17 protein-coding genes are annotated in these 23,036 nt (G+C 60.0%); 8 read left to right on the top strand and 9 right to left on the bottom strand.

The window, feature by feature from the left end; genetic code table 11:
- Positions 1–16: 16 nt before the first annotated feature.
- The gene (locus HKK52_RS31665; protein ID WP_123508903.1) at positions 17–1,717 is read right to left on the bottom strand and encodes a glutamine--tRNA ligase/YqeY domain fusion protein; all 1,701 of its coding nucleotides are present in this window, start codon (positions 1,715–1,717) and stop codon (positions 17–19) included.
- A 251-nt stretch (positions 1,718–1,968) separates the two neighbouring features.
- On the opposite strand from HKK52_RS31665, the gene HKK52_RS31660 reads away from it, so the two are divergent.
- Positions 1,969–2,475, top strand: a complete 507-nt coding sequence (locus HKK52_RS31660) for a peptidylprolyl isomerase (RefSeq protein WP_169374019.1) — start codon at positions 1,969–1,971, stop codon at positions 2,473–2,475.
- A complete protein-coding gene (lpxH, locus tag HKK52_RS31655) occupies positions 2,472–3,224 on the top strand; it encodes a UDP-2,3-diacylglucosamine diphosphatase (protein WP_169374018.1) in 753 nt (250 codons plus the stop codon). The genes HKK52_RS31660 and lpxH overlap by 4 nt, the downstream gene beginning before the upstream one ends.
- A gap of 126 nt (positions 3,225–3,350) precedes the next feature.
- Here the strand turns inward: lpxH and HKK52_RS31650 are convergent, their stop codons facing one another.
- From HKK52_RS31650 to HKK52_RS31620, 7 genes are all read right to left on the bottom strand, one after another.
- The gene (locus HKK52_RS31650) at positions 3,351–4,880 is read right to left on the bottom strand and encodes a DHA2 family efflux MFS transporter permease subunit (RefSeq protein WP_169374017.1); all 1,530 of its coding nucleotides are present in this window, start codon (positions 4,878–4,880) and stop codon (positions 3,351–3,353) included.
- A 201-nt stretch (positions 4,881–5,081) separates the two neighbouring features.
- Positions 5,082–6,284 (bottom strand): HlyD family secretion protein, encoded by a 1,203-nt coding sequence (locus HKK52_RS31645; protein WP_169374016.1) that lies wholly within the window; start codon positions 6,282–6,284, stop codon positions 5,082–5,084.
- Positions 6,285–6,299: 15 nt separating this feature from the next.
- Positions 6,300–7,769 (bottom strand): efflux transporter outer membrane subunit, encoded by a 1,470-nt coding sequence (locus HKK52_RS31640; RefSeq protein WP_169374015.1) that lies wholly within the window; start codon positions 7,767–7,769, stop codon positions 6,300–6,302.
- Complete coding sequence (locus HKK52_RS31635) at positions 7,766–8,239, bottom strand: MarR family winged helix-turn-helix transcriptional regulator (RefSeq protein WP_169374014.1); 474 nt, start codon at positions 8,237–8,239, stop codon at positions 7,766–7,768. The genes HKK52_RS31640 and HKK52_RS31635 overlap by 4 nt, the downstream gene beginning before the upstream one ends.
- A 243-nt stretch (positions 8,240–8,482) precedes the next feature.
- Positions 8,483–12,151 carry a translocation/assembly module TamB domain-containing protein gene (locus HKK52_RS31630; RefSeq protein WP_169374013.1) on the bottom strand — a complete coding sequence of 1,223 codons (3,669 nt, stop codon included), beginning with the start codon at positions 12,149–12,151 and terminating at the stop codon, positions 8,483–8,485.
- Positions 12,148–13,875, bottom strand: a complete 1,728-nt coding sequence (locus tag HKK52_RS31625; protein ID WP_169374012.1) for an autotransporter assembly complex protein TamA — start codon at positions 13,873–13,875, stop codon at positions 12,148–12,150. Before HKK52_RS31625 ends, HKK52_RS31630 begins: the two co-directional genes overlap by 4 nt.
- Before the next feature lie 65 nt (positions 13,876–13,940).
- Positions 13,941–14,591 (bottom strand): GNAT family N-acetyltransferase, encoded by a 651-nt coding sequence (locus HKK52_RS31620; protein ID WP_169374011.1) that lies wholly within the window; start codon positions 14,589–14,591, stop codon positions 13,941–13,943.
- A 229-nt stretch (positions 14,592–14,820) separates the two neighbouring features.
- Between HKK52_RS31620 and xthA the strand changes: the two genes are divergently transcribed.
- The 3 genes from xthA to HKK52_RS31605 all read left to right on the top strand — a co-directional run bounded on the left by xthA (position 14,821) and on the right by HKK52_RS31605 (position 18,537).
- Positions 14,821–15,633, top strand: a complete 813-nt coding sequence (xthA, locus tag HKK52_RS31615) for an exodeoxyribonuclease III (protein ID WP_169374010.1) — start codon at positions 14,821–14,823, stop codon at positions 15,631–15,633.
- A gap of 193 nt (positions 15,634–15,826) precedes the next feature.
- Positions 15,827–17,167: a substrate-binding domain-containing protein gene (locus HKK52_RS31610; RefSeq protein ID WP_169374009.1), complete on the top strand. Its 1,341-nt coding sequence runs from the start codon at positions 15,827–15,829 to the stop codon at positions 17,165–17,167.
- Between the two features lie 194 nt (positions 17,168–17,361).
- A complete protein-coding gene (locus HKK52_RS31605) occupies positions 17,362–18,537 on the top strand; it encodes a hypothetical protein (protein WP_169374008.1) in 1,176 nt (391 codons plus the stop codon).
- An 84-nt stretch (positions 18,538–18,621) separates the two neighbouring features.
- Here the strand turns inward: HKK52_RS31605 and HKK52_RS31600 are convergent, their stop codons facing one another.
- The gene (locus tag HKK52_RS31600; RefSeq protein ID WP_169374007.1) at positions 18,622–19,851 is read right to left on the bottom strand and encodes an acyl-CoA dehydrogenase; all 1,230 of its coding nucleotides are present in this window, start codon (positions 19,849–19,851) and stop codon (positions 18,622–18,624) included.
- Positions 19,852–20,017: 166 nt separating this feature from the next.
- Between HKK52_RS31600 and HKK52_RS31595 the strand changes: the two genes are divergently transcribed.
- The 3 genes from HKK52_RS31595 to HKK52_RS31585 all read left to right on the top strand — a co-directional run bounded on the left by HKK52_RS31595 (position 20,018) and on the right by HKK52_RS31585 (position 22,630).
- On the top strand, positions 20,018–20,947 hold the full coding sequence (locus HKK52_RS31595; protein WP_133838709.1) for a LysR family transcriptional regulator: 930 nt from the start codon (positions 20,018–20,020) through the stop codon (positions 20,945–20,947).
- 235 nt (positions 20,948–21,182) lie between these two features.
- Positions 21,183–21,584, top strand: a complete 402-nt coding sequence (locus HKK52_RS31590; RefSeq protein WP_133838710.1) for a MerR family transcriptional regulator — start codon at positions 21,183–21,185, stop codon at positions 21,582–21,584.
- 146 nt (positions 21,585–21,730) lie between these two features.
- Complete coding sequence (locus tag HKK52_RS31585) at positions 21,731–22,630, top strand: hydroxymethylglutaryl-CoA lyase (RefSeq protein ID WP_169374006.1); 900 nt, start codon at positions 21,731–21,733, stop codon at positions 22,628–22,630.
- Positions 22,631–23,036: the final 406 nt, after the last annotated feature.

The following is a 23,036-nucleotide window of genomic DNA, read 5'->3' as shown; positions in this document are numbered from 1 at the left end:
TAGTTGTTTCCTTGAATCACTGGCCCCACGAATCACGCAAGGTCACGGTACGGTTGAAGACCGGAGCGCCCGGTTTCGAGTCCTTGATATCCGCGCAGAAGTAACCTTCGCGCTCGAACTGGAAACGGTCTTCCGGCTGTGCATTGCCCAGCGAAGGCTCCGCACGACAACCCGTGAGAACTTGCAGCGATTGAGGGTTGATGTTGTCCAGGAAACTGGCGCTGTCTTCCGCCTTTTCAGGGTTCGGCGAGCGGAACAGGCGATCGTACAAACGCACTTCGCACTCGACGCTGGCCGCTGCCGGCACCCAATGCACCACGCCTTTGACCTTGCGGCCTTCAGGGTTCTTGCCCAAGGTTTCCGGATCGTAGGAGCAACGCAGTTCGACGATGTTGCCATCGGCGTCCTTGATTGCTTCGTCGGCGCGGATCACGTAGCTGCCACGCAGGCGCACTTCGCCGTTCGGCTCCAGGCGCTTGTAGCCTTTTGGCGGCTCTTCCATGAAGTCATCGTGGTCGATGTAGATTTCACGGGCGAACGGCAGTTGGCGCACGCCCAGTTCTTCTTTCTGCGGATGACGCGGCAGTTCGAGGTTCTCGACCTGATCTTCCGGGTAGTTGGTGATCACCACTTTCAACGGACGCAGCACGCACATGGCGCGCGGAGCGTTCTGGTCCAGATCCTGACGGATGCTGAACTCGAGCATGCCGAAATCGACCACGCCGTCGGAACGGTTGGTGCCGACCATGTCGCAGAAATTGCGGATCGACGCAGGGGTGTAGCCACGGCGGCGGAAGCCCGACAGCGTGGACATGCGCGGATCGTCCCAGCCGAACACGTGCTTTTCATCGACCAGTTGCTTGAGCTTGCGCTTGCTGGTGATGGTGTAGTTCAGGTTCAGGCGGCTGAATTCGTACTGACGCGGGTGCGCCGGCACTGGCAAAGCGTCCAGGAACCAGTCGTACAGCGGACGGTGGCTTTCGAACTCGAGGGTGCAGATCGAGTGGGTGATGCCTTCGATGGCGTCCGACTGACCGTGGGTGAAGTCGTAGTTCGGGTAGATGCACCACTTGTCACCGGTCTGGTGGTGATGGGCGTGGCGGATGCGATACATGATCGGGTCGCGCAGGTTCATGTTCGGCGAGGCCATGTCGATCTTGGCCCGCAGCACACGTGCGCCGTCCTGGAATTCGCCGGCCTTCATGCGGGCGAACCAGTCGAGGTTTTCTTCCACGGAACGGTCACGGAACGGGCTGTTCTTGCCCGGCTCGGTCAGGGTGCCGCGGTATTCCTTGGCTTGCTCCGGGCTCAGGTCATCGACGTAGGCCTTGCCGGCCTTGATCAGCTCGACGGCCCAGTCGTGCAACTGGTCGAAATACTGCGAGGCGTAGCGCACTTCACCGGACCATTCGAAGCCCAGCCATTTGATGTCGCTTTCGATCGCGTCGATGTATTCCTGGTCTTCCTTGGCCGGGTTGGTGTCGTCGAAACGCAGGTGCGTGACGCCGCCAAATTCCTGGGCCAGGCCGAAGTTCACGCAAATCGACTTGGCGTGACCGATGTGCAGGTAGCCGTTGGGCTCAGGCGGGAAACGGGTGACGATCTGCGTGTGCTTACCCGAGTCCAGGTCCGCCTGGATGATCGGGCGCAGGAAATTGACCGGCACAGCAGGGCCGGTCTTGGAATTCGAGGTAGGGTCGACAGTGGGCTTGCTCATAGGATCCTTGAACGTACGAGTGCGCGGCCGGAACTAAAGGCCTGACAAAACAAAGCCGCTATCATAGCCGATGCTGTCAAGCCGCTGACAGCGGCAGGCCTGAAAACGGCTGCATTTAATCGGCTGCAAATGAAAAACAGCCTCGAAATTCGCGCCTGTCGCGCTAAACTGCGCACCTTGGTTGAGACAGACCAGACCGGTTGCGGGCTCTGATGCCCCGAAACCCACGAATTCATAGAAAGAGTACGATCATGACCCAAGTCAAATTGACCACCAACCATGGCGACATCGTCCTGGAACTGAACGCTGAAAAGGCACCGGTGACCGTTGCCAACTTCATCGAATACGTCAAGGCCGGCCACTACGAAAACACCGTTTTCCACCGCGTGATCGGTAACTTCATGATCCAGGGCGGCGGTTTCGAGCCAGGCATGAAAGAAAAGAAAGACAAGCGCCCAAGCATCCAGAACGAAGCCGACAACGGCCTGCCGAACGAGAAGTACACCGTGGCCATGGCTCGCACCATGGAGCCGCATTCGGCTTCCGCGCAGTTCTTCATCAACGTGGCTGACAACAGCTTCCTGAACCACAGCGCCAAAACCACCCAGGGCTGGGGCTACGCTGTCTTCGCCAAAGTGGTTTCCGGCACTGAAGTCGTGGACAAGATCAAAGGTGTTTCCACCACCATGAAGTCCGGCCACCAGGACGTACCAGCAGAAGACGTGATCATCGAGAAAGCCGAGATCATCGAAGCGTGATACTGCTGATTTCAGACTTGCATCTGGAAGAGGAGCGCCCGGACATTACCCGGGCGTTTCTGGATTTACTCGCCGGACGCGCCCGCTCGGCGAGTGCGCTGTACATCCTGGGCGACTTTTTCGAGGCGTGGATTGGCGACGATGCCATGACACCCTTCCAGCGTTCCATCTGCCAGGCCCTGCGCGATCTCAGCGACAGCGGCACGGCCATTTTTCTGATGCACGGCAATCGTGACTTCATGCTCGGCAAGGCCTTTTGCAAACAGGCCGGCTGCACATTATTGAAGGACCCGAGTGTCGTGCAGCTCGCGGGCGAGCCGGTGCTCTTGATGCACGGCGACAGCCTCTGCACCCGCGATGTCGGCTATATGAAGCTGCGTCGCTACCTGCGTAATCCCGTCACCCTGTTCATCCTGCGACACCTGCCATTGAGCACCCGGCACAAACTGGCGCGCAAACTGCGCAGTGAAAGCCGGGCGCAGACGCGGATGAAGGCCAATGACATTGTCGATGTCACGCCCGAGGAAGTGCCGCGGATCATGCAGGAATATGGCGTGAAGACGCTGATCCATGGGCATACCCATCGCCCCGCAATCCACAAGTTGCAGATTGGCGAGCAGGCGGCCAAGCGCATTGTGTTGGGGGATTGGGATCGTCAGGGGTGGGCGTTGCAGGTGGATGAGCAAGGGTTTGCCCTCGCCCCGTTCAACTTCGCTCCGCCACCGCAATTGGCCGCCCCTTCTGCCTGATCGTGGCCTGATCATTCCCACGCTCCGCGTGGGAATGCAGCCCGGGACGCTCCGCGTTCCCTCCAAAGCCGAACACGGAGCGTCCGTTGAGGCATTCCCACGCAGAGCGTGGGAACGATCAGCCCTCTAGTGGCCGGAGGCCGCAGGCCCGGCCTTCGCCGCAAACGGCGGTTTCGCCAGCCACACAATCAGCATCAACCCCAGGAACCCCCACCCGAGCAACGTGAAGTAATCCACGGTGGAGAGCATGTACGCCTGGCTGGTCAGCACCTGATCGAGCTGTGCATACGCCGGGGTACTCGCGCCGCCCAGGGTGTTCAACGCATCCCGGGTCGGTTGGTCGTAGGTGGTGATGCTTTCGCTCAAGTACGCGTGATGCTGATCGGCCCGGCGAATCCAGATCCAAGTGGTCAGCGACGCCGCAAAACTACCGCCCAAGGTCCGCAGGAACGTCGCCAGGCCCGCGCCATCGGCGATCTGGCTCGGCGGCAGGTCCGACATCAGGATGCTCAAGGTCGGCATAAAGAACAGCGCCACGCCAATCCCCATGAACAGCTGCACCAGGGCGATGTGCTGGAAGTCCACCTCGTTGGTGAACCCGGCGCGCATAAAGCAGCTCAAGCCAATCGCCAGGAACGCCAGGCCGGCCAGCAGACGCAGGTCGAACTTGTGCGCGTACTTGCCGACAAACGGCGACATCAGCACCGGCAGAATCCCGATCGGCGCCACCGCCAGCCCGGCCCAGGTGGCGGTGTAGCCCATCTGGGTTTGCAGCCATTGCGGCAGGATCAGGTTGATGCCAAAGAACCCGGCATAACCCAGCACTAACACGATGGTGCCGATGCGGAAGTTGCGGTAAGCGAACAGTCGCAGGTTCACCACCGGGTGCTTGTCTGTCATCTCCCAGATGATGAACACCGCCAGGGCAATCACCGAAATCGCTGCGCCAATGATGATGAAATTCGACTCGAACCAATCCAGGTCGTTGCCTTTATCGAGGATCACCTGCAACGCCCCCACGCCAATGATCAGCGTGATCAAACCGACGTAATCCATCGGCTGGCGGCTGGTTTCCACCGGACGCGCCTTGAGCTGCGAGCGCACCACCATCACCGCGAAAATCCCGATGGGCACGTTGATAAAGAAGATCCACGGCCAGCTATAGCTGTCGGTAATCCAGCCACCGAGGATCGGTCCGGCAATCGGCGCCACCACCGTGACCATCGCCAGCAACGCCAGGGCCATGCCGCGCCTGGCGGGCGGATAGACCGCGATCAGCAGCGTCTGGGTCATCGGGTACAACGGCCCGGCCACCAGGCCTTGCAGCACACGGAAGCCGATCAGTTCCGGCATCGATGTGGAGATGCCGCAGAGAAACGAGGCCAGCACAAACAGAATCGTCGCCCAGAGAAACAGCTTCACTTCACCGAAACGCCGACTCAGCCAACCGGTCAGCGGCAACGCGATGGCGTTACTCACGGCGAACGAAGTGATCACCCAAGTGCCCTGCTCTGAACTCACGCCCAGGTTGCCGGAAATCGTCGGCAAGGCCACGTTGGCGATGGTGGTGTCGAGCACTTGCATGAAGGTCGCCAGCGACAGGCCGATGGTGCTGAGCACCAGGCTGGGCGGCGTGAAAGACGCGTTATTGCTCATCGCTAATCCTTTGAAACTTGGCTGGCGCGCCGCCTGTTACAGACGCAGCTGACCTTGTGGGAGCGGGCCTTTGTGGCGAGGGAGCTTGCTCCCGCCCGACTGCGAAGCAGTCGTAAAGCTTTTGGGGCCGCTTCGCGACCCAGCGGGAGCAAGCTCCCTCGCCACAAAGGCTTGCTCCCACAGGGTTGGTGTGATGGCGAATCAGCGTTGCGCGGTCTTGCTGACCGCAGCGCTGTTGTCATGGATCAACTGCGTGATCATCGCGTCGGCCTCGGCCAACTGACGGTCATAGACGTTGGTGCTGAACGACGCCTTTTGTGGTGGCTGTTGCGCCAGCACCGGGCCGCTCTGGTCTTGCAGGTTCACGTCCACCTGAGTCGACAGGCCAACCCGCAATGGGTGCTTGGCCAGTTCTTCGGCGTTGACGTGAATCCGCACCGGCACACGCTGCACGATCTTGATCCAGTTACCGGTGGCGTTCTGCGCCGGCAACAGGGCAAACGCGCTACCGGTACCGGCGCCGAGGCTGTCGATGGTGCCGCTGAACTTCACGTCGCTGCCGTACAGGTCGGCTTCGATGTCCACTGGCTGGCCAATGCGCATGTCGCGCAGCTGGGTTTCCTTGAAGTTGGCGTCGATCCACAGTTGATCCAGCGGAATTACCGCCATCAGCGCGGTGCCTGGCTGAACCCGTTGGCCCAGTTGCACGGAACGTTTGGCGACGTAACCGGTGACCGGCGCAATCAAGGTGCTGCGGGAATTGTTCAGATAAGCCTGACGCAAGTTCGCGGCGGCAGACATCACGTCCGGGTGCGACGACACAACCGTGTCATCGACCAACGCGCTGGTGGTTTTCAGCTGTTGTTGCGCATTGGCCAGGGCGTTTTGTGCCGAGGTCAGGTCGTCGCGAGCGTGGGACAGTTCTTCCTGGGAAATCGCGCCGCCGGCGGCGAGGTTTTTCCGGCGGTTGAAGTTGTCCTGGGCTTTTTGCACGTTGGCCTGCTGGGCATTGACCTGGGCGCGCATGCCGTCGACGTTGCTGTACAAGCCACGGACCTGGCGCACGGTGCGGGCCAGATTGGCCTGAGCACTTTGCAGCCCGACTTCGGCGTCGTTCGGGTCGAAGTTGACCAGCACCTGGCCTTCATGGACCAGGTCGCCATCGTCAGCGCCGATGCTGACCACGGTGCCGGTGACCAGCGGGGTGATTTCCACCACGTTGCCGTTCACGTAGGCATCGTCGGTGCTTTCGTTCCAGCGCCCGTAGAGTTCGTGATAGGCCCAGACGCCGAGGCTGGCGAGGATTACCAGAATTGCCAGCACGGTCAGCATGACTTTGCGTTTACGCGGGTTGCTCGTGTCTTGAGCGTTTTCAGGAGCTTTTGCAGTTTCGGCAGTGGCCATGACAAGTACCTTGAATTAGTTGTTCAGCTTGGCTGGGGCTGGATTGGCCGAGGCGATGGTTTCGGCTTGAAAGCCGCCACCCAGCGCCTGCATCAGTTGGATCGACAGGTCGATCTGCTCGGCATTCAGGTCCGCCAGTTGACGCTGGGCCTGGAGCAATTGCTGTTCGATGCTGAGCACGTCCAGGTAATTGCCGATGCCGGAACCGTAGCGCTGGACCACGGTGTTGTAAGAGTCCTGGGCAATCTCGGTGGCGTGCTGCTGGGCACCGATCTGCCGACCGATATCGCGCAACTGGTTGATGGTGTCGCTGACATCCCCCAGGGCCTTGACCAGGCTCTTGTTGTACTGCGCCACCGCCAGGTCATAGTCGGCGTCGCGGGCATCGAGGTTGGCGCGCAAACGGCCACCGTCGAAGATCGGCACCGAGATGGTCGGCGCGATATTGAAGAAGCGACTGGCCGAACCGAACATCGCGTCACCCAACAAGGATTCGGCACCGGCCGCGGCGGTAAGGTTCAGGTTGGGATAGAACTGGGTCTTGCTCGCGGCGATGTCCTTGCTCGCGGCCTCGACCCGCCAGCGCGCGGCCACCAGGTCCGGGCGACGACCGAGCAATTCGGCCGGCAGCACCGACGGCAACGCCACGGCGCCAGGCTGGAGAATGTTCGGCCGGGCGATTTCGTTGCCGCGATCCGGGCCTTTACCGAGCAACACAGCCAGAGCGATTTTCGCGCTGTTCAGGCGTTTTTCGGCATCGATCAGGCTGGCTTCGGAACTGGCTTCCAGGCTTTCGGTTTGCTGGAACTGGTACTGGCTGTCGATCCCTGAACTCAAGCGACGCTGGCTCAGATCGAGCATTTGCTTGGTGCGCTTGAGGTCTTCGTTGGCCAGGTCATAAACAATGTGCGCCTGGCCCAGATCGCTGTAGGCGCGAGCGACGTCGGCGGACAAGGTCAGTTGCGCGGCTTGCTGATCGACTTCGGCGGCGCGGGCCTGGCCCAACGCGGCTTCCCAGGCGTCACGCTGACCGCCCCAGAGATCGAAGTTGTAATTGAAACTGGCGCTGATATTACGCACGGTGGCGTAGGCATCGCCCTGCCCGCGTGGATCCTGATCCTTGGCCAGGCGCGAACGGCTGATGCCGGCGCTGGCATCGAGGGTCGGCATCCGCGCGGCGTCGGCAGCATACGCAGCGGCGCTGGCCTGATGGGCGCGGGCTTCGGCGATTTGCATGTCCGGGCTGTCGTGCAGGGCTTCGCGGATCAGGCCGTCGAGTTGTGGGTCGCCGAGGCTTTTCCACCAATCGCTTTTCGGCCAGGCAGCGGGCGACAGGGTCACACCGCTCAGGGATTGCCCGGCCTTGAGGGTTTTCGCATCGACGCTTTTGCCTTCGGTGGTCAGGCCGCTGTAGCTGGCGCAGCCGGCCAAAATCATCGACACCAGCACCAGGCTCAGGCCGCTACGCAAGGTTTTACTGCTCATTTGTCACCTACCCGCAGCAAGGTGATCGAGTCACCGGCTGCCACCAAGATTTTCTTCAGGATCTGTTCCAGGGTTTGCAACTCGTCCGGGGTGATGGCGCCGGCCAGTTCGTTCATGGCATCGGCGCCGATGTCCGGCAGGCGATCAGCCAGTTGCTGGCCCAGTTCGGTCAGCACCAGTTGCACTTGTCGGCGGTCGGCTTCGGAGCGTTGGCGGGCGAGGAAACCTTTCTGCTCCAGACGATCGAGCATGCGCGTCATCGAACCGCTGTCCAGGGACAGGTGGCGGCAGAGTTCGGCCGGGGTATCGACACCGAACTGGGCCATGATGATCAGCACTTTGAACTGCGCGGCGGTGATGCCGTGGGGTTCCATGTGCGTGTCGATGATCCGGTCCTTGAGCAGCGCGGCGCGGCCGAGCAAAAGGCCGAGATGGCAATGCTTGAATTGTTCCGGGGTGAAATGCTTCATCTGACCACCAATTAGCTGCCTAGGCAGAGAATGTATGTCGAGATGTTACTGCCTAGGCAGCGAATGTCAACGTAATAGTTAGGATGCTTTGTATTTAGCTGATAAATGGCGGCGTGACTGATCGTTCCCACGCTCTGCGTGGGAATGCAGCCAGTGACGCTCTGCGTCACGATCCAGGAGCGGAACGCGGAGCGTCCCGGGAGGCATTCCCACGCGGAGCGTGGGAACGATCAGGCGTGAGGGTTAGAAATCCCGTTTGTAGAAGATGTCCAGTGAACTAGCCACGCCGCTGGCCACTTCCACGTAAACCTTTTTGCTCAGCTTGTAGCGCAACGCAATGGTACTCGCCGGCTCGAACACGCCAACGCCATAACGCAAACTGAGTTTCTCGGAGATGTTGCCGCTGGCCACCACGCTGGTAGCGTCGCCGCTGCCCTGGGTGTCGAGCTGGAAGTCTTGAATGCCCAAATCCTTGGCCAAACCGCTGGTCACCCCGGAACTGCCCATCAAGCCCAACCCAAGCGCCGCTTGAGCGAGCATGTTGTTGTCTTCGCCGGTGGTGCTCAACGGACGCCCGAGCACCAGATAGGACAGCGCCTGCTCCTGGCTCATGGCTGGTTCGGAGAAGATTTGCGTGGTTGGCTGCTCGGCGCTGCCGCTCAAGCGAATGCCGGCGATCACGTCGTCAGTCTGACGAATCGCTTCGATGTCCAGGTACGGCTGATCCAGCGGCCCGGCAAAAAGCAAACGCGCACGTCGCACCGTCAGGCGCTGACCGTAGGCGCGATAACGACCATCGTTGAGCCACAGTTCGCCGCGGGTGTCCATGTTGTCGCCGATGTGCACATGACCTTGCAGGTTCGCCGTCAGGCCAAACCCGGCAAAGCTGAGTTTGTCCTCACCGACCACCACATCGATGTCCATCTTCATGGCGATGGGCGGTTTGCCTTGTTCGGTCTGCGCGCCGACGATGATCGTGTCGTCGGAAACCTTGACCGTCGATGGCGGCAATTCACGCACGGTGATTTCACCCTTGGGCACCAGCACTTTGCCGGCGATGGCCAGTTCGTCGCCCTTCATCGAGATTTTCAGATCCGGCGCCACTTCGAGCTTGGCGTAGGGCTCGACGGTGACCGGTAATTGCGTGCCTTTGAGCGCCAGATCGACGACCAGCGCCTGACCCCAGGCGATGTTGCCGTTCAAACTGCCCTGCCCGCTCTTGCCGCTTTTCCAGCCGCCGTTCAATTGCACGGATTCACCGGCAATCACTGCTTGCAGCTGCAAGGCTTGCAGCTCCATCGGCAATTCAGCCCCGGACACTTCGCCATCGCTGAGCACCAGGTTGCCGTTGACCAGCGGCGCCAGCAGCCCGCCGGACAAGGTGCCGCTGCCATTCAAGCGACCGGTAAGCTTCTCGACCATCGGCACAAACGGCCGCGCCACCGACAGGTCCAGGCCATTGAGGCGAAATGAGCCAGTCAGTGGTTTGTTCTTCGCCAGCGGGTTGATCTGCGCCTGCACCATCAACTCGCCGAGCTTGCCACCGACGAAGTTGAGGTCGGTGTCGATGCGCTTGGGCGTGAGTTTGCTGGTGAGTTTCAGGGTCTGGTACGGGAAGTCCAGCCACTGATCTTTGTCTTTCATGCGCAAGGTGCCGCCGCTGGCATCGATGCTGATCTGGCCGTTGGGGCCGCTGGCCGGCAGATCGAGTTGCAGGTCGGCGTTGAGCTTGCCCTTCCAGGCAAAGTCCTTGGGTAACCACTGGGCGAGGCTGTCGATCGGGAATTGCTTGAGGTGATAACGCAGCTTCGGTTCAGGCATCAGGCGCTGGTCTTCGCCGCACAAACTGGCTGGGCCGGACATCCAGCAATGGGCGCCGAAATTGATCTTGCCGTCGGCCAATCGCTCAAGCTTGGCCGGGCCTTGCAGCTTCCAGTCCTGACCACCGGCCTGAATATCGCCGCTGGCCAAACGTCCGCGCCAGTTGCCCTTGTCCAATGCACCGTCGAGGCCCAGCGCCAGTTTCAGCTGCGGGCCTTGCAGGTCGAGGCTGAGTTTCTGGTTCTTGATATCGCCCTGGCCGCTGGCGGTCAACGTGCCCAGCGCGGTTTCACCGGCCTGAATGCCGCTGCCTTTGAGGTCGATCTTCGCCCGTTGGGCACTGTCGAGGGTGGCGTCGAGGTTCAGGCTTTGCAGGCGATTGTCTTCGAAGGCCAGTTGCGAACCTTGCAACCCGAGCTTGCCTTGCGGCGCTTTAAGCGTGCCGGCGACATCGACCCGACCATTGAGCTGACCGCGCAGTTGCGGCCAGAGCTGGGCCAGGCGCGGCATTTTGATGTCGATCTGCCCGGCGAGTTTCTGTTGCAGGCTGCCCTTGCCGTTGATGCTGTTGTCGCCGAGGCGGATCTGCAAGGCGTTGAGGTTCCATTGCTCGCCGGCACCCTCGGCCTTGGCCTGGATCACCGCCGGTTGGCCGCGCAGTTTGCCTTTCAAATCGAGGTCGGCGCTCAGGCTGAGCTGGTCGTTTTTCATTTCGCCTTTGCTGCGCAACGGCCCGGCCAACGTGCCCGGCAATTCCGCCATCCAGTACGCCGGGTTGAGCGCCGACAGGTCCAGCGCGGTGTCCCAGGCAATGCCATCGGCGAATTGCAGGTTCAGGTGACCTTCGGCCTTGCCCTGCCCGGCTTCGAGCTGGAGTTGTTGCAGGTAGATTTTCGTCAGGTCGCCGGCGAACGGGCTGCTCAGGCTGAACGCGCCAGCCGGGCCGTCGAGTGCTGCTTTAAAGTTGCCGAGGTATTTGCCGTCGGTGTAGGAGACTTCGCCGTTGAAGCTGCGCAACGCCACTTGCGGCTCGTCGATCAGCGGATAGAGGCGGTGCCACGGGAAGTCCAGCCAGTCGATCTTCGCTTGGGCGCTGAGGCCTTGGCTCCAGTCGAGGTTGCCGGTGAGCTTGAGGCTTTGCTTGTCGTTGGCGGTCAGGTCGAGGCCGGCGATCTGCGCGCCCTTGGCGTCGACCTTGCCTTGCAGCAACAGCGCGACCGGGCCTTGTTCGGCAGGCAACGTGGCTTTACCCAGCAATTGATAACCGTTTTTCAGGTCGCCTTCGCCGGTGAGTTCAAGCTGATTGAGTTGCAGGGTGTCCGGCAGATCGGCGGCAGGCTTGAAGCCGTCAGCGGTGATCCGCACCTTGGCCGGCAGGTTTTCCGCCAGCGGTTGCAGCTCGCCAGTCAGCTGCCCGTCGAGGTAACCGCTGCTGTCGGCCTTGAGGTTCAGGGTTTTCAGCAGGTCGCCATCGATTTTCAAGGCCAGGGTCCACGGCGCGGGGGTGGCCAGGGTCAGTTTGCCTTCGGCACTCAACGGCCAGTTACCGCCGGGTTGCAGCGAGCCGGAGAGGTTCAGGCTCAGGTCGTCACGCTGCAATTGCACCGAATCAATCTGCATCCCCTTTTCGCTCCAGTGCGCCGCCAGTTGCAGGCCCTTGAGTTCTTCGCTGCCGTTGAACAGCAGGCTGCCGACCTTGACGTCGCCCAGCTCGATCGCCAGCGGCAGTTTCAGGTCCGGAAGTTTAATCGGGCCGCTGCCTTCCTCCTCGGCACCCGGCGGGAATTGCAGGCTGACCTGATCGGCCTGCAATTGCTCGATGCACAGGGTCATGCGCATCAGGCACAGCGGCGACCAGGCGAAAATCACCTTGTTCAGCTCAACCCGGCTGCTGTCCTGCTGCCACAACAGATGATCGGCGCTCCACTGCCCGCCCAAGCGACCCTGGAAATTATCCACCGTCAGACCCGGTACAAACCCCAGCGCCCAGCGACTGCCGGTCGCCGTGCCCAGCACCGTGGCCACTGCCAATACGATCAGCATCAGCAACGACAAAATCGCCAACAGCGATATTTTCAAACCACGCTTCACAGCTCAGGCCCCATGGAAAAGTGCAGTCGAATGCCGCCGTCGTCATCCATCGCATGGGCCAGGTCGAGGCGGATCGGCCCCACCGGCGAGACCCAGCGCACGCCGATACCGACGCCGGTCTTGAGGTTCGGCAGTTCGAGTGTGTTGAAGGAGTTGCCCTGGTCGATGAACGTCGCGACTCGCCATTTTTCGGCGATGGAATATTGATATTCGACGCTGCCGGCAATCATGTAGCGGCCGCCGATGCGGTCGCCCTCGGAGTTTTCCGGGGACAGGCTCTGGTAGTCGTAACCGCGCACGCTCTGATCGCCGCCAGCGAAGAAGCGCAGGGACGGCGGCACCGATTTGTAGCCGTTGGTGGCGCTGCCGCCGACCTGCACCCGCCCGAGGAAACGGTGTTTATCGAACACCGTGGTCAGGCCTTTGACCAGCGCGGTGCCGTAAAGCAGGTTGGTGTCCGACCCCAGTCCTTCCTTGGCGACTTTGGTTTCGAAAGTCAGGCGATAGCCGTTGTGCGGGTCGATGCGGTTGTCGCTTTTCAGATAGGAATAACTGACGCCCGGCATCAGCAACGTGCTCAGGCCCGAGTCATCGCCGAGGGTGTATTCCTCGCGTTGCCATTTCAGCGACACCACCCGTTGCCAGCCGCTGGGCAACTTGCTGTGCCACTCGGGGCCGAGGGTCAGCAGCTTGCTCAGGCTGTCGGTGTCGGCGATTTCTTCATATTGATAGCCGGCGGCCCAGCGCAGTTTGTCGGTGAGCGGCGGGTCCAGAGGAATGTCGTAGAACACCCCGACGTTCTGCCGTGGCGCCGACAGTTCGGCTTCCCAGCCATAGCTGTCGCCTTGCGGGTTGACCCAGTGCCGGGTCCAGTTGGCCTTGATGCGCGGGCCGACGTCGGTGGAATAGCCCAGACCGAGGCCCATGGTGCGCGGCTTGCGGGTGTCGAGTTTGACCGCGACCGGAATCACGTCGTCCTTGGACGCGGTCGGTGCCGCGTCCACGCGCACGCCTTCGAAATAGCCGCTCGATTGCAGCGCCTGATTGAGTTCGGCGATCAGTTCCGAGTCGTATGGCGCGCCAGCCTTGAATGGGACCATGCGTTGCAGCAGGTCTTCGTCGAACGGCGTGTCGCCTTCGAACGTGACTTTGCCCAGGGCGTAGCGCGGGCCGCTGTCGTAGCTCAGTTCGACGTCGGCGACGCCGGCACGCGGGTCCACCAATAGTTTCTGGCTGGTGAAGCGTCCGCTGAAAAAGCCGAAGCGCGAGGCCTGGTTCTGGATCAGGCGCTTGGCGTCTTCGTAGTGACCGTGATTGAGCACCGCGCCCGGCTTGAGCAATTCCGGCGGCGGCTTGCGAAAGGATTTGAGTGAGGCGGCGGGCCCGTCGATGCGCACGGTGACGTTGCGCAAATGGATCGGTTCGCCGGGGTCGATGTTCAGGGTCAGGCGCGGGGTCTTGCCGCCCTTCACTTCGCTGTCGATCTGCGGCTGGTAATAACCCAAGGCCTGGGCGGCCTTGCGCGCCTGTTCTTCGGCGCCGCGACTGAAGCGCAGCAAAGCTTCTTCGTCACGATCGCCGAGGCTGCCGATATAGCCCTCTATATTGGCTTTCAGTTCATCGTTGGACGGTTTGATCCGCACAGCCAATTCACTTTGCGCCAGTGCCGTGCAGCTGGATAACAGCATGAGCACGCCACTGGTAAATCTTCCTGGAAACTTCATAGGCGCGGATGCTATCACGAGCTTGGGAGCGTGATAGAGCCTGGCGTGCGGTGAAAGTTCTACCTTTATGCCGTTGCGGTTTGTAACACCTGCGGATTGGCGTGAAAAAACACATGCTCGCGGATCGGTCCTACCGCCACTTCGCCGATTTCCTCATAGCCCTGACGCTTATAGAACTCCAGATAACGAGGATTCCCGGTGTCGAGGATCACGCCTTGAGAGTTTTCATCCACGGCGCACCAGTTGTGGACGGCTTGCAGCAGTTGTTCGCCGAAGTGTTTGCCCTGGAATTGCGGGTGAATCCCCAGCAATGGCAGTACGTGCACCGCATCGGAAGGCGCGCAGGCGCTGACGGCTTCGTGGTATTCGAGGTAGCGCCGGGTGCAGCGAAAACCGGTGCTGAGCACCATGCGCAGGCGCCAGGCCCAGCTTTCGGTGATGCCCAAACGGCGTTGCGGCGGCGCGATCAGGGCGATGCCGATCAAGCGGTCGTTGACCAGCAGGCCAATGGCCGGCAAATCCTGGAGAAAATGTTGTTTGACCAGTTCGCGCACGGTGGCGCGCACCCGTTGTTCGTATCCGGGGCGCTCGGCTTCGAACAGGTAGCCGAAGGTCGGCTCGTGGCGGTAAGCCTGATACAGCAAGGAGCGCGCTTCGCGGGAGTAGCCGCTGTCGAGCATGTGGATATCGGCGATGGCGGTCGAGGTTTCAGGCATATCGGTAATTCTCCCCGGGGCACCGTTCAAATGACGGCACTCTTCTGGTTACGAGCCTATAGCGCTGGCACAGTTCCTTTCTGATCCGAATCAGTGTTGCGGCGTGGAGCAGACCGATCCCACACAGGTATAGACCATAACCGACCGCCAAACACGAATCCCCTCACCCCAACACTGGCCCCATTCCTACATGTCAGCTAGCATCGCCCTTTTGCCAGGACTGCCGACCATGAAGATCGTCTCCTTCAACATCAACGGGCTGCGCGCTCGCCCGCATCAGCTGGCGGCGCTGATTGAAAAGCATCAACCGGACGTCATCGGCCTGCAGGAAACCAAGGTCCACGACGACCAGTTCCCGCTGGCCGAGGTCCAGGCCCTGGGCTACCACGTGTATTTTCACGGGCAAAAGGGTCATTACGGCGTTGCCCTGCTCTCGCGCCAGGAACCGATTGCCCTGCATAAAGGCTTTGCCACCGATGAAGAAGACGCTCAACGGCGCTTCATCTGGGGCACGTTCGCCGACGCCAATGGCGTGCCGGTGACGATCATGAACGGCTATTTCCCCCAGGGCGAAAGCCGCGATCACCCGACTAAATTCCCGGCCAAGCAGCGTTTCTACAACGATTTACAGCAGCTGCTGGAAAGCCAGTTCACCAACGAGCAGCCGCTGGTGGTGATGGGCGACGTGAACATTTCCCCGGAAGACTGCGACATCGGCATCGGCCCGGACAACATGAAACGCTGGCTGAAAACCGGCAAGTGCAGCTTCCTGCCGGAAGAACGCGAGTGGATGGCGCGCCTGAAGAACTGGGGCCTGGTGGACAGTTTCCGTCACTTGAACCCGGACGTGGCCGATCGTTTCAGCTGGTTCGACTACCGCAGTCGCGGGTTTGAAGACGAGCCAAAACGCGGGCTGCGGATTGACGTGATCATGGCCTCCCACGGCTTGATGCCACGGGTGAAGGACGCCGGGGTGGATTACGATTTGCGTGCGATGGAAAAACCGTCGGATCATGCGCCGATCTGGCTTGAATTGAGCTGATCCGGTTCGACTGATCGTTCCCATGCTCTGCGTGGGAATGCCGCCAGGGACGCTCCGCGTTCCGCTGTTGGATGTGACGCAGAGCGTCACGGGATGCATTCCCACGCGGAGCGTGGGAACGATCGGCGTCATCTTTCTGAAACCTTACTGACTTATTCTCCCGGCACTTTCCATGTCCTCATAAGGTGCCGGCATGACCCTGCGCGTGTTGTTCCTGTCGATGCTCTGCGCAGTGTTGCCATTCACGGCGTTGGCCGTCGATTTGCCGACACCCGACCACGGGACGGTGCTGCGCATCCAGGGCTCCAACACCATTGGCGCGGATCTCGGCCCGGCGCTGGTCGAAGGGTTGATGCGCGAACAAGGCCTGCTCAAGGTCCACAGCGAAACCCCGGACAAAGCCAACGAACAAAGGATCGTCGGGCAAACAGCCGAGGGTCGGCGGGTGGTGATCGAAGTCGCGGCCCACGGTTCCAGCACTGGTTTTACCGCACTGAAAAACGCTTCCGCTGACTTGGCCGCCTCTTCGCGGCCGATCAAGGACAGCGAACTGGCGGACCTCAAATCCCTGGGTGACCTGAAAAGCCCCACTGCCGAGCAAGTCATCGCCATCGATGGCCTGGCAATCATCCTCCATCCGCAAAATCCGCTGAACCAGCTCAATACCGAACAACTGGCGCGGATCTTCAGCGGCGAGGCCAGCACGTGGGAAGAACTCGGCGGGGTCGGTGGGACGATTCATCTGTATGCGCGGGACGATCAGTCGGGCACTTACGATACGTTTAAGGAATTGGTCCTCAGCCGGCGTGGGAAAAGTCTGAGCAGCGCGGCAAAACGTTTCGAATCCAGCGAGCAATTGTCCGATGCGGTCAGCCTCGATCCGCAAGGTATCGGTTTTATCGGCCTGCCCTACGTGCGCCAGGCCAAAGCTGTGGCCATCGTCGACGGGCAATCCCAGGCGATGTTGCCGCTCAACAGTTTGATTGCCACCGAAGACTATCCGCTGTCCCGACGACTGTTCTTTTACCTGCCGCCCAACAGCAAAAATCCCTGGGCCGAGGCGTTGGTGGCATTCGCCCAAAGCAACAAGGGCCAGGCGATTGTCGCGGCCAACGGCTTTATCGCACAGACCGTACAGGCGATGGCCGTCACGCCGAATGCGCTGATGCCCGAGGGTTATCAGGCCCTGAGCCGGCATGCCCAGCGCTTGACCGTGAATTTTCGCTTCGAAGAAGGCAGCGCAAGCCTGGATAACAAGGCCCGGCAGGATCTCTCGCGGGTGCTCGACTATATAAAGCAGCACGACAAGAGCAACCGCGAGGTAACGCTGGTGGGATTTGGCGATGCCAAGAGCGATCCGGCGCGGGCCGACCTGCTGTCGAAACTGCGGGCGATGGCGGTGCGGCGGGAATTGGTGAAAAGCGGCGTGGTGTTTCGCGAGATTCGCGGCTTTGGCGCCGAGATGCCGGTGGCGGCGAATAGTGCGGATGAGGGGCGGATCAAAAATCGGCGGGTTGAGGTTTGGGTGTATTAACCAGGCTCGGACGCACATCTGCGCCCCTGGCTCTCAAAGTCACAAAAATGGCCCACAAAGAATTTAAAACTGTCAATTTTTACAGATGCTGCTTTCCTCGCTGCGACCCGATACTCAGTTTCAATACTGACCTGTCAACTCCGGCCTAAAGCAGGTGAATTCGGTGACGCGGCCACTAGCGTAGGAAAACCACCATGAGCAGCCACATTCCCCTGATAGCAGGCGATATTGACAGAAACTTCGGTTTTCGCGGTTTCGTCGAAGGACCTGAAAATGCGGTCACCCACTCCGTCGTCTCGACCGCAAATGGCATGCTGATTTACGCCATTCACAATGACAGCCACTTTGAAATTTATCGTGTTCACCCAGACGGCTCACCGGACACCTCCTTTGGAGAAGGCGGCGTTTTTAGATGGCAGTTTCAGGAGGGAAGGAATTCCATTCCCCGCAGACTGATACTGAGCGGTAACAATATTCTGGTTATCGGCGACATTACCTTTGCCGATGAGGGAATTCCCGCTGTAACGCTACTGAATGAAAACGGCACACCCAACCTTGCTTTCGGGCGTGTCTCATTACCCCTGCCAGCGTTTTCGAACAACGCCTATCCTTCCGATGGGTGCATTCAACTGGATCGAAAAATACTGATTCTCAGCCAGCGCACGGAAGATGCAGGGATGTCAGCGCGCAACGGTCAATTGACGCGATTAACGACGGCAGGTGCTATAGATAAAGACTTTGGAGAGCAAGGGCACATCAAAATCAGCTACGGCGAAGGCTACAGCAATATGCACAGCGTGGCCGTTCAGCCAAATGGGAAGATAGTCGTCGGCGGTAGCTATTGGTTAGACATTGAACGAATTGTGCTTTCACGCTATGAAACGACTGGGTCTCTCGATACAAGTTTTGGTACTGACGGTTATGTGTATTTTGATTCGCAACCAGGTCGCTATTGGCTTGAACAAATGATTGTCCAGCCCGACGGCAAATTGGTATGTGCAGGCTTCAGCAATGGGAAAGCGTTAATAATGAGGTTCGATATTGACGGCGCACCCGATCTGACTTTCAACAATGGGAGCGAGGTATTGATTGATCTCGGCCATGCAAATGGCTCTTGGAGAACAGTGACGGTGCAGCCGGATGACGGAAAGATAGTTGCCGCTGGCTGGACCCCAGGCTTCCCTTCCCAAATGGCTTGGGGACGACTGAATGCCGATGGCTCTCTTGATTCCGGGTTCGGTAATAATGGCTGGATCAAAGGATTGCTAGCCGGTATTCCATATGACCTGACTCTTCAAGCTAATCGAATCATCATTGTTGGTAACAGGAACAATTCGGGGAATGCAGTGCTATGCGGTGTGCAACGCTAAGGTTCTGAAACAACCTTCCTGGGTCACCGGCAAATGGGCTGTGATGACTACATTGAACGTGTAGAAATCACAGCCTTTGCACGCTTAATGCCCGCTACGCATCATCTCTTTCGGCACATATTTACCAATCTCAAACTTGCCAATCGCCGCGCGGTGCACTTCGTCCGGGCCGTCGGCCAGGCGCAGGGTGCGTTGCATGGCGTACATGTAGGCCAACGGGAAATCATTGGATACCCCGGCCCCGCCATGGATCTGGATCGCCCGATCAATCACGCGCAAGGCCACGTTCGGTGCGACGACTTTGATCTGCGCGATTTCGCTTTTCGCAATCTTGTTGCCCACGGTGTCCATCATGTACGCCGCTTTCAACGTCAGCAGCCGCGCCATGTCGATTTCCATCCGCGAGTCGGCAATCTTGTCGATATTGCCGCCGAGTCGCGCCAACGGTTTGCCGAATGCGGTTCGGCTGACTGCACGCTTGCACATCAATTCCAGCGCACGCTCGGCCATGCCGATCGAGCGCATGCAGTGGTGAATCCGGCCTGGGCCAAGGCGACCTTGAGCGATTTCGAAGCCGCGTCCTTCGCCCAACAGAACGTTTTCGTACGGCACCCGGACATTTTCAAACAACACTTCGGCGTGACCGTGGGGTGCATCGTCATAACCGAACACCGGCAGCGGACGGACGATTTTCACGCCGGGGGTATCCACCGGCACCAGAATCATCGAGTGCTGGGCGTGGCGCGGTGCATCGGGATCGCTCAGGCCCATAAAGATCAGGATCTTGCAGCGTGGGTCGCAAGCGCCTGAGGTCCACCATTTCTTGCCGTTGATCACCCACTCGTTGCCATCACGCACGGCGCGGGCGGCCATGTTGGTGGCGTCGGACGAAGCCACATCCGGCTCGGTCATGGCGAACGCCGAGCGAATCTCGCCGCGCAACAGCGGTTCGAGGTAACGCTGCTTCTGTTCTTCGTTGGCGTAACGCACCAGCACTTCCATGTTGCCGGTGTCCGGCGCCGAGCAGTTGAACGGCTCGGGACCGAGCAGCGAGCGGCCCATGATTTCGGCCAGGGGTGCGTATTCGAGGTTGGTCAGGCCGGCGCCGAGTTCGGACTCGGGCAGAAACAGGTTCCACAAACCTTCGGCCTTGGCCTTGAGTTTGAGCTCTTCCATGATCGCCGTCGGCTGCCAGCGATCGCCTTCGGCGACCTGACGCTCGAACACGGCTTCAGCGGGATAAACGTAGCTGTCCATGAACGCGGTCACGCGCTCACGCAGTTCCTGAACCTTGGGCGAATAAGCGAAATCCATGAGCAATTACCTTCTTGGGCAGAGGTTGTTTAGGTCATGCGATCGATGCTAGAACAGCTACGAAAATTTACCTAGCCTATTCTCAGCGTGTATTAACATTCATCACCGATATATGATCGGCTGATCATCAAGGCCAAAAACGCCCCTACAACAAGAGAGCCGCGTAATGAATCTGAGCAAGGTCGACCTCAACCTTTTCATCGTCTTCGACGCGATCTACACCGAAGCCAACCTGACCCGCGCCGGGCAGATTGTCGGCATTACCCAGCCTGCGGTCTCGAACGCTCTGGCCCGCCTGCGCGAGACCTTCAACGACCCTTTGTTCGTACGCACCGCCCAGGGCATGGTGCCGACGCCGATGGCCCAGAACATCATCGGCCCGGTGCGCAACGCTCTTTCCTTGCTGCGGGTGTCGGTGCAGGAAAGCCGCATCTTCAACCCGTTGCAAGCGGTCAAGACCTACCGCATCAGCATGACCGACCTCACCGAGGCGGTGATCCTGCCGCCGCTGTTCCAGCGCCTGCGCCGCCTCGCGCCGGCGGTGATTATCGAAAGTTTCCTGTCCAAGCGCCGCGAAACCACCAAGGAACTGGCGGCCGGGCGCCTGGATTTTGCCGTGGATGCGCCGCTCAACACCGACCCGCAAGTGCGCCACGTCAAGTTGATGGAAGACCGTTACGTGTGCGCCATGCGCAAGGGCCATCCGCTGGCGGGCAAGGAGAAATTCAGCCTCGATGATTACCTGTCCCTGACCCATATCCATATTTCCAGCCGCCGCAGTGGCCTGGGGCATGTTGACCTCGCGTTGGGGAAAATGGGGATTCAGCGCAAGATCGCCCTGCGTTCCCAGCATTACTTGATGGCGTCCCAGGTGTTGCAGCAGACCGACATGGTCATGACCGTGCCGGAGCGTTTTGCCCGTCGGCATGACCTGCACGCGTTCAACCTGCCGGTCAACGACGTGCCGCCGGTGGAAACCCACCTCTACTGGCACGAAAGCACCGACCAGGACCCGGCCAACCGCTGGATGCGCGAGCAGATGATCGAGTTGTGCCAGCAGGTAACGGCGCATGAGAAGAAGCTCGATAAAGCGTAGGCGCGCTCGCGATGGAATGGACGCGGTGTACCCGGAAGACCGCGTTATCGTTCTTCGCGGGCAAGCCTCGCTCCTACAGGATGTGGGTTGCGCCGAAATTCCGGGTACGACACCAGACCTGTAGGAGCGAGGCTTGCCCGCGAATAGGCCATCAGCCACACCAAAAACCCCTGCCCCTTGACGTAAACGTCAACCTGCCATTAGCTTAGCGCCATGACCTTTTTCGAGCGCGCCCATGAGCAGCCAGACCTACAGCATTTCCGACCTCGCCCGCGAGCTCGACATCACCACCCGGGCCATCCGCTTTTATGAAGAGCAAGGCCTGCTCAGCCCCGAGCGCCGAGGCCAGGAACGCATCTATTCGCCCCGGGACAAGGTCAGCCTGAAACTGATCCTGCGGGGCAAGCGCATCGGTTTTTCCCTGGCCGAATGCCGCGAGCTGATCGAACTCTACGACCCCACCGGCGGTAATCAAAAACAGCTGCAAACCATGCTGACCAAAATCGCCGAACGTCGTGATCAGTTGGAGCAGCAGATGCTCGACATCGAACAGATGAAGCTGGAACTGGACACCGCGCAAGAGCGCTGCACCCAGGCGCTGGAACAGACGATCAAAAGCCAGCAACCGGTTCAATAAAGCCTCACGCAATTGATCGTTCCCACGCTCCGCGTGGGAATGCAGCCCGGGACGCTCCGCGTCCCTACCGAAGCGGACGCAGAGCGTCCATTGAGGCATTCCCACGCAGAGCGTGGGAACGATCTCTAACAGACAGGTGAATTGTTATGTCCCTCCCCACCCACGTACGCTTGATCGAAGTCGGCCCCCGCGACGGTCTGCAAAACGAAGCCCAGCCCATCAGCGTCGCGGACAAGGTGCGGCTGGTCGATGCCTTGAGCGCCGCCGGCCTGGGCTATATAGAAGTCGGCAGTTTCGTCTCGCCCAAGTGGGTGCCGCAAATGGCGGGTTCCGCCGAGGTCTTCGCGCAGATCCAGCGCAAGCCCGGCGTGACTTACGGCGCCCTGGCGCCGAACCTGCGTGGGTTCGAGGACGCGATCGCCGCCGGGGTCAAGGAAGTCGCGGTGTTCGCCGCCGCCTCCGAAGCGTTTTCCCAGCGCAACATCAACTGCTCGATCAGCGAAAGCCTGGCGCGGTTCGTGCCGATCATGGACGCGGCCAAGCAACATGGCGTGAGCGTGCGCGGTTACGTGTCGTGCGTGTTGGGTTGCCCTTACGAAGGTCACGTCGCGCCGGAGCAAGTCGCCCTGGTCGCCCGAGAGTTGTATGCGATGGGCTGCTACGAGGTGTCCCTGGGCGACACCATCGGCACCGGCACTGCTGGCGCGACCCGCACGATGTTTGAAGTGGTTTCAAAAGAGGTGCCGCGAGACAAACTGGCCGGGCATTTCCACGACACCTACGGCCAGGCCATGGCCAATATCTACGCCAGCCTGCTGGAAGGCATCGCGGTGTTCGACAGCTCTATCGCCGGCCTCGGCGGCTGCCCATACGCCAAGGGCGCCAGCGGTAACGTTGCCACCGAAGACGTGGTGTACCTGCTCAATGGCCTGGGTATCCAGACCGGAATCGACCTGGACGCCTTGATTCTCGCGGGCCAACAGATTTGCACGGTACTGGGGCGCCCGACCGGTTCGCGCGTGGCCAAGGCGCGCAGCGCCCAGTAACAGCGTCGATGTGTCCGGGTGTTACCGCTGTGTCTGGAGTGCGGGTACAAAACGAGTAACACGGAAACAAATTGTCGAGTTTGAGCTGAGGGAAAAATACTGCAAAATCTCAAATCATTGATTTTAAAGGTGTTTTTAAAGTTGGCACGGCTCCTGCTATCTCTATGGCATAACAAGAATAAAAAGCAGCAAACCAATAAAAATAAGACGTAACGACTCTGACATAACAAGAACAACACGGCAGAGACGCAGCTAACAGATTTTTTTGGAGAAGGTGTGCTTTTCAGGGTGCTTTTCGGAGTAACCCGCAACCGGGCAGAGAACAATAAAACTACCTTCAGGTAGCTCCCGAACTGGTTGGATCGCTTGGCGAAAAAGTAGATCAGCGCTCAAAAAAATACGTTTG

This window comes from Pseudomonas sp. ADAK2 (assembly GCF_012935755.1).
Lineage (GTDB): Bacteria > Pseudomonadota > Gammaproteobacteria > Pseudomonadales > Pseudomonadaceae > Aquipseudomonas.
Note: the sequence above shows the minus strand (reverse complement) of the source record. Positions and strands in the feature narration are given on the sequence as shown.

Excerpts from the sequence above, each read along its gene's own strand:
- HKK52_RS31665 (WP_123508903.1), bottom strand. The coding sequence starts at position 1,717 with ATGAGCAAGCCCACTGTCGACCCTACCTCGAATTCCAAGACCGGCCCT.
- HKK52_RS31660 (WP_169374019.1), top strand. The coding sequence starts at position 1,969 with ATGACCCAAGTCAAATTGACCACCAACCATGGCGACATCGTCCTGGAA.
- HKK52_RS31650 (WP_169374017.1), bottom strand. The coding sequence starts at position 4,880 with ATGAGCAATAACGCGTCTTTCACGCCGCCCAGCCTGGTGCTCAGCACC.
- HKK52_RS31645 (WP_169374016.1), bottom strand. The coding sequence starts at position 6,284 with ATGGCCACTGCCGAAACTGCAAAAGCTCCTGAAAACGCTCAAGACACG.
- HKK52_RS31640 (WP_169374015.1), bottom strand. The coding sequence starts at position 7,769 with ATGAGCAGTAAAACCTTGCGTAGCGGCCTGAGCCTGGTGCTGGTGTCG.
- HKK52_RS31635 (WP_169374014.1), bottom strand. The coding sequence starts at position 8,239 with ATGAAGCATTTCACCCCGGAACAATTCAAGCATTGCCATCTCGGCCTT.
- HKK52_RS31625 (WP_169374012.1), bottom strand. The coding sequence starts at position 13,875 with ATGAAGTTTCCAGGAAGATTTACCAGTGGCGTGCTCATGCTGTTATCC.
- HKK52_RS31620 (WP_169374011.1), bottom strand. The coding sequence starts at position 14,591 with ATGCCTGAAACCTCGACCGCCATCGCCGATATCCACATGCTCGACAGC.
- xthA (WP_169374010.1), top strand. The coding sequence starts at position 14,821 with ATGAAGATCGTCTCCTTCAACATCAACGGGCTGCGCGCTCGCCCGCAT.
- HKK52_RS31610 (WP_169374009.1), top strand. The coding sequence starts at position 15,827 with ATGACCCTGCGCGTGTTGTTCCTGTCGATGCTCTGCGCAGTGTTGCCA.
- HKK52_RS31605 (WP_169374008.1), top strand. The coding sequence starts at position 17,362 with ATGAGCAGCCACATTCCCCTGATAGCAGGCGATATTGACAGAAACTTC.
- HKK52_RS31600 (WP_169374007.1), bottom strand. The coding sequence starts at position 19,851 with ATGGATTTCGCTTATTCGCCCAAGGTTCAGGAACTGCGTGAGCGCGTG.
- HKK52_RS31595 (WP_133838709.1), top strand. The coding sequence starts at position 20,018 with ATGAATCTGAGCAAGGTCGACCTCAACCTTTTCATCGTCTTCGACGCG.
- HKK52_RS31590 (WP_133838710.1), top strand. The coding sequence starts at position 21,183 with ATGAGCAGCCAGACCTACAGCATTTCCGACCTCGCCCGCGAGCTCGAC.
- HKK52_RS31585 (WP_169374006.1), top strand. The coding sequence starts at position 21,731 with ATGTCCCTCCCCACCCACGTACGCTTGATCGAAGTCGGCCCCCGCGAC.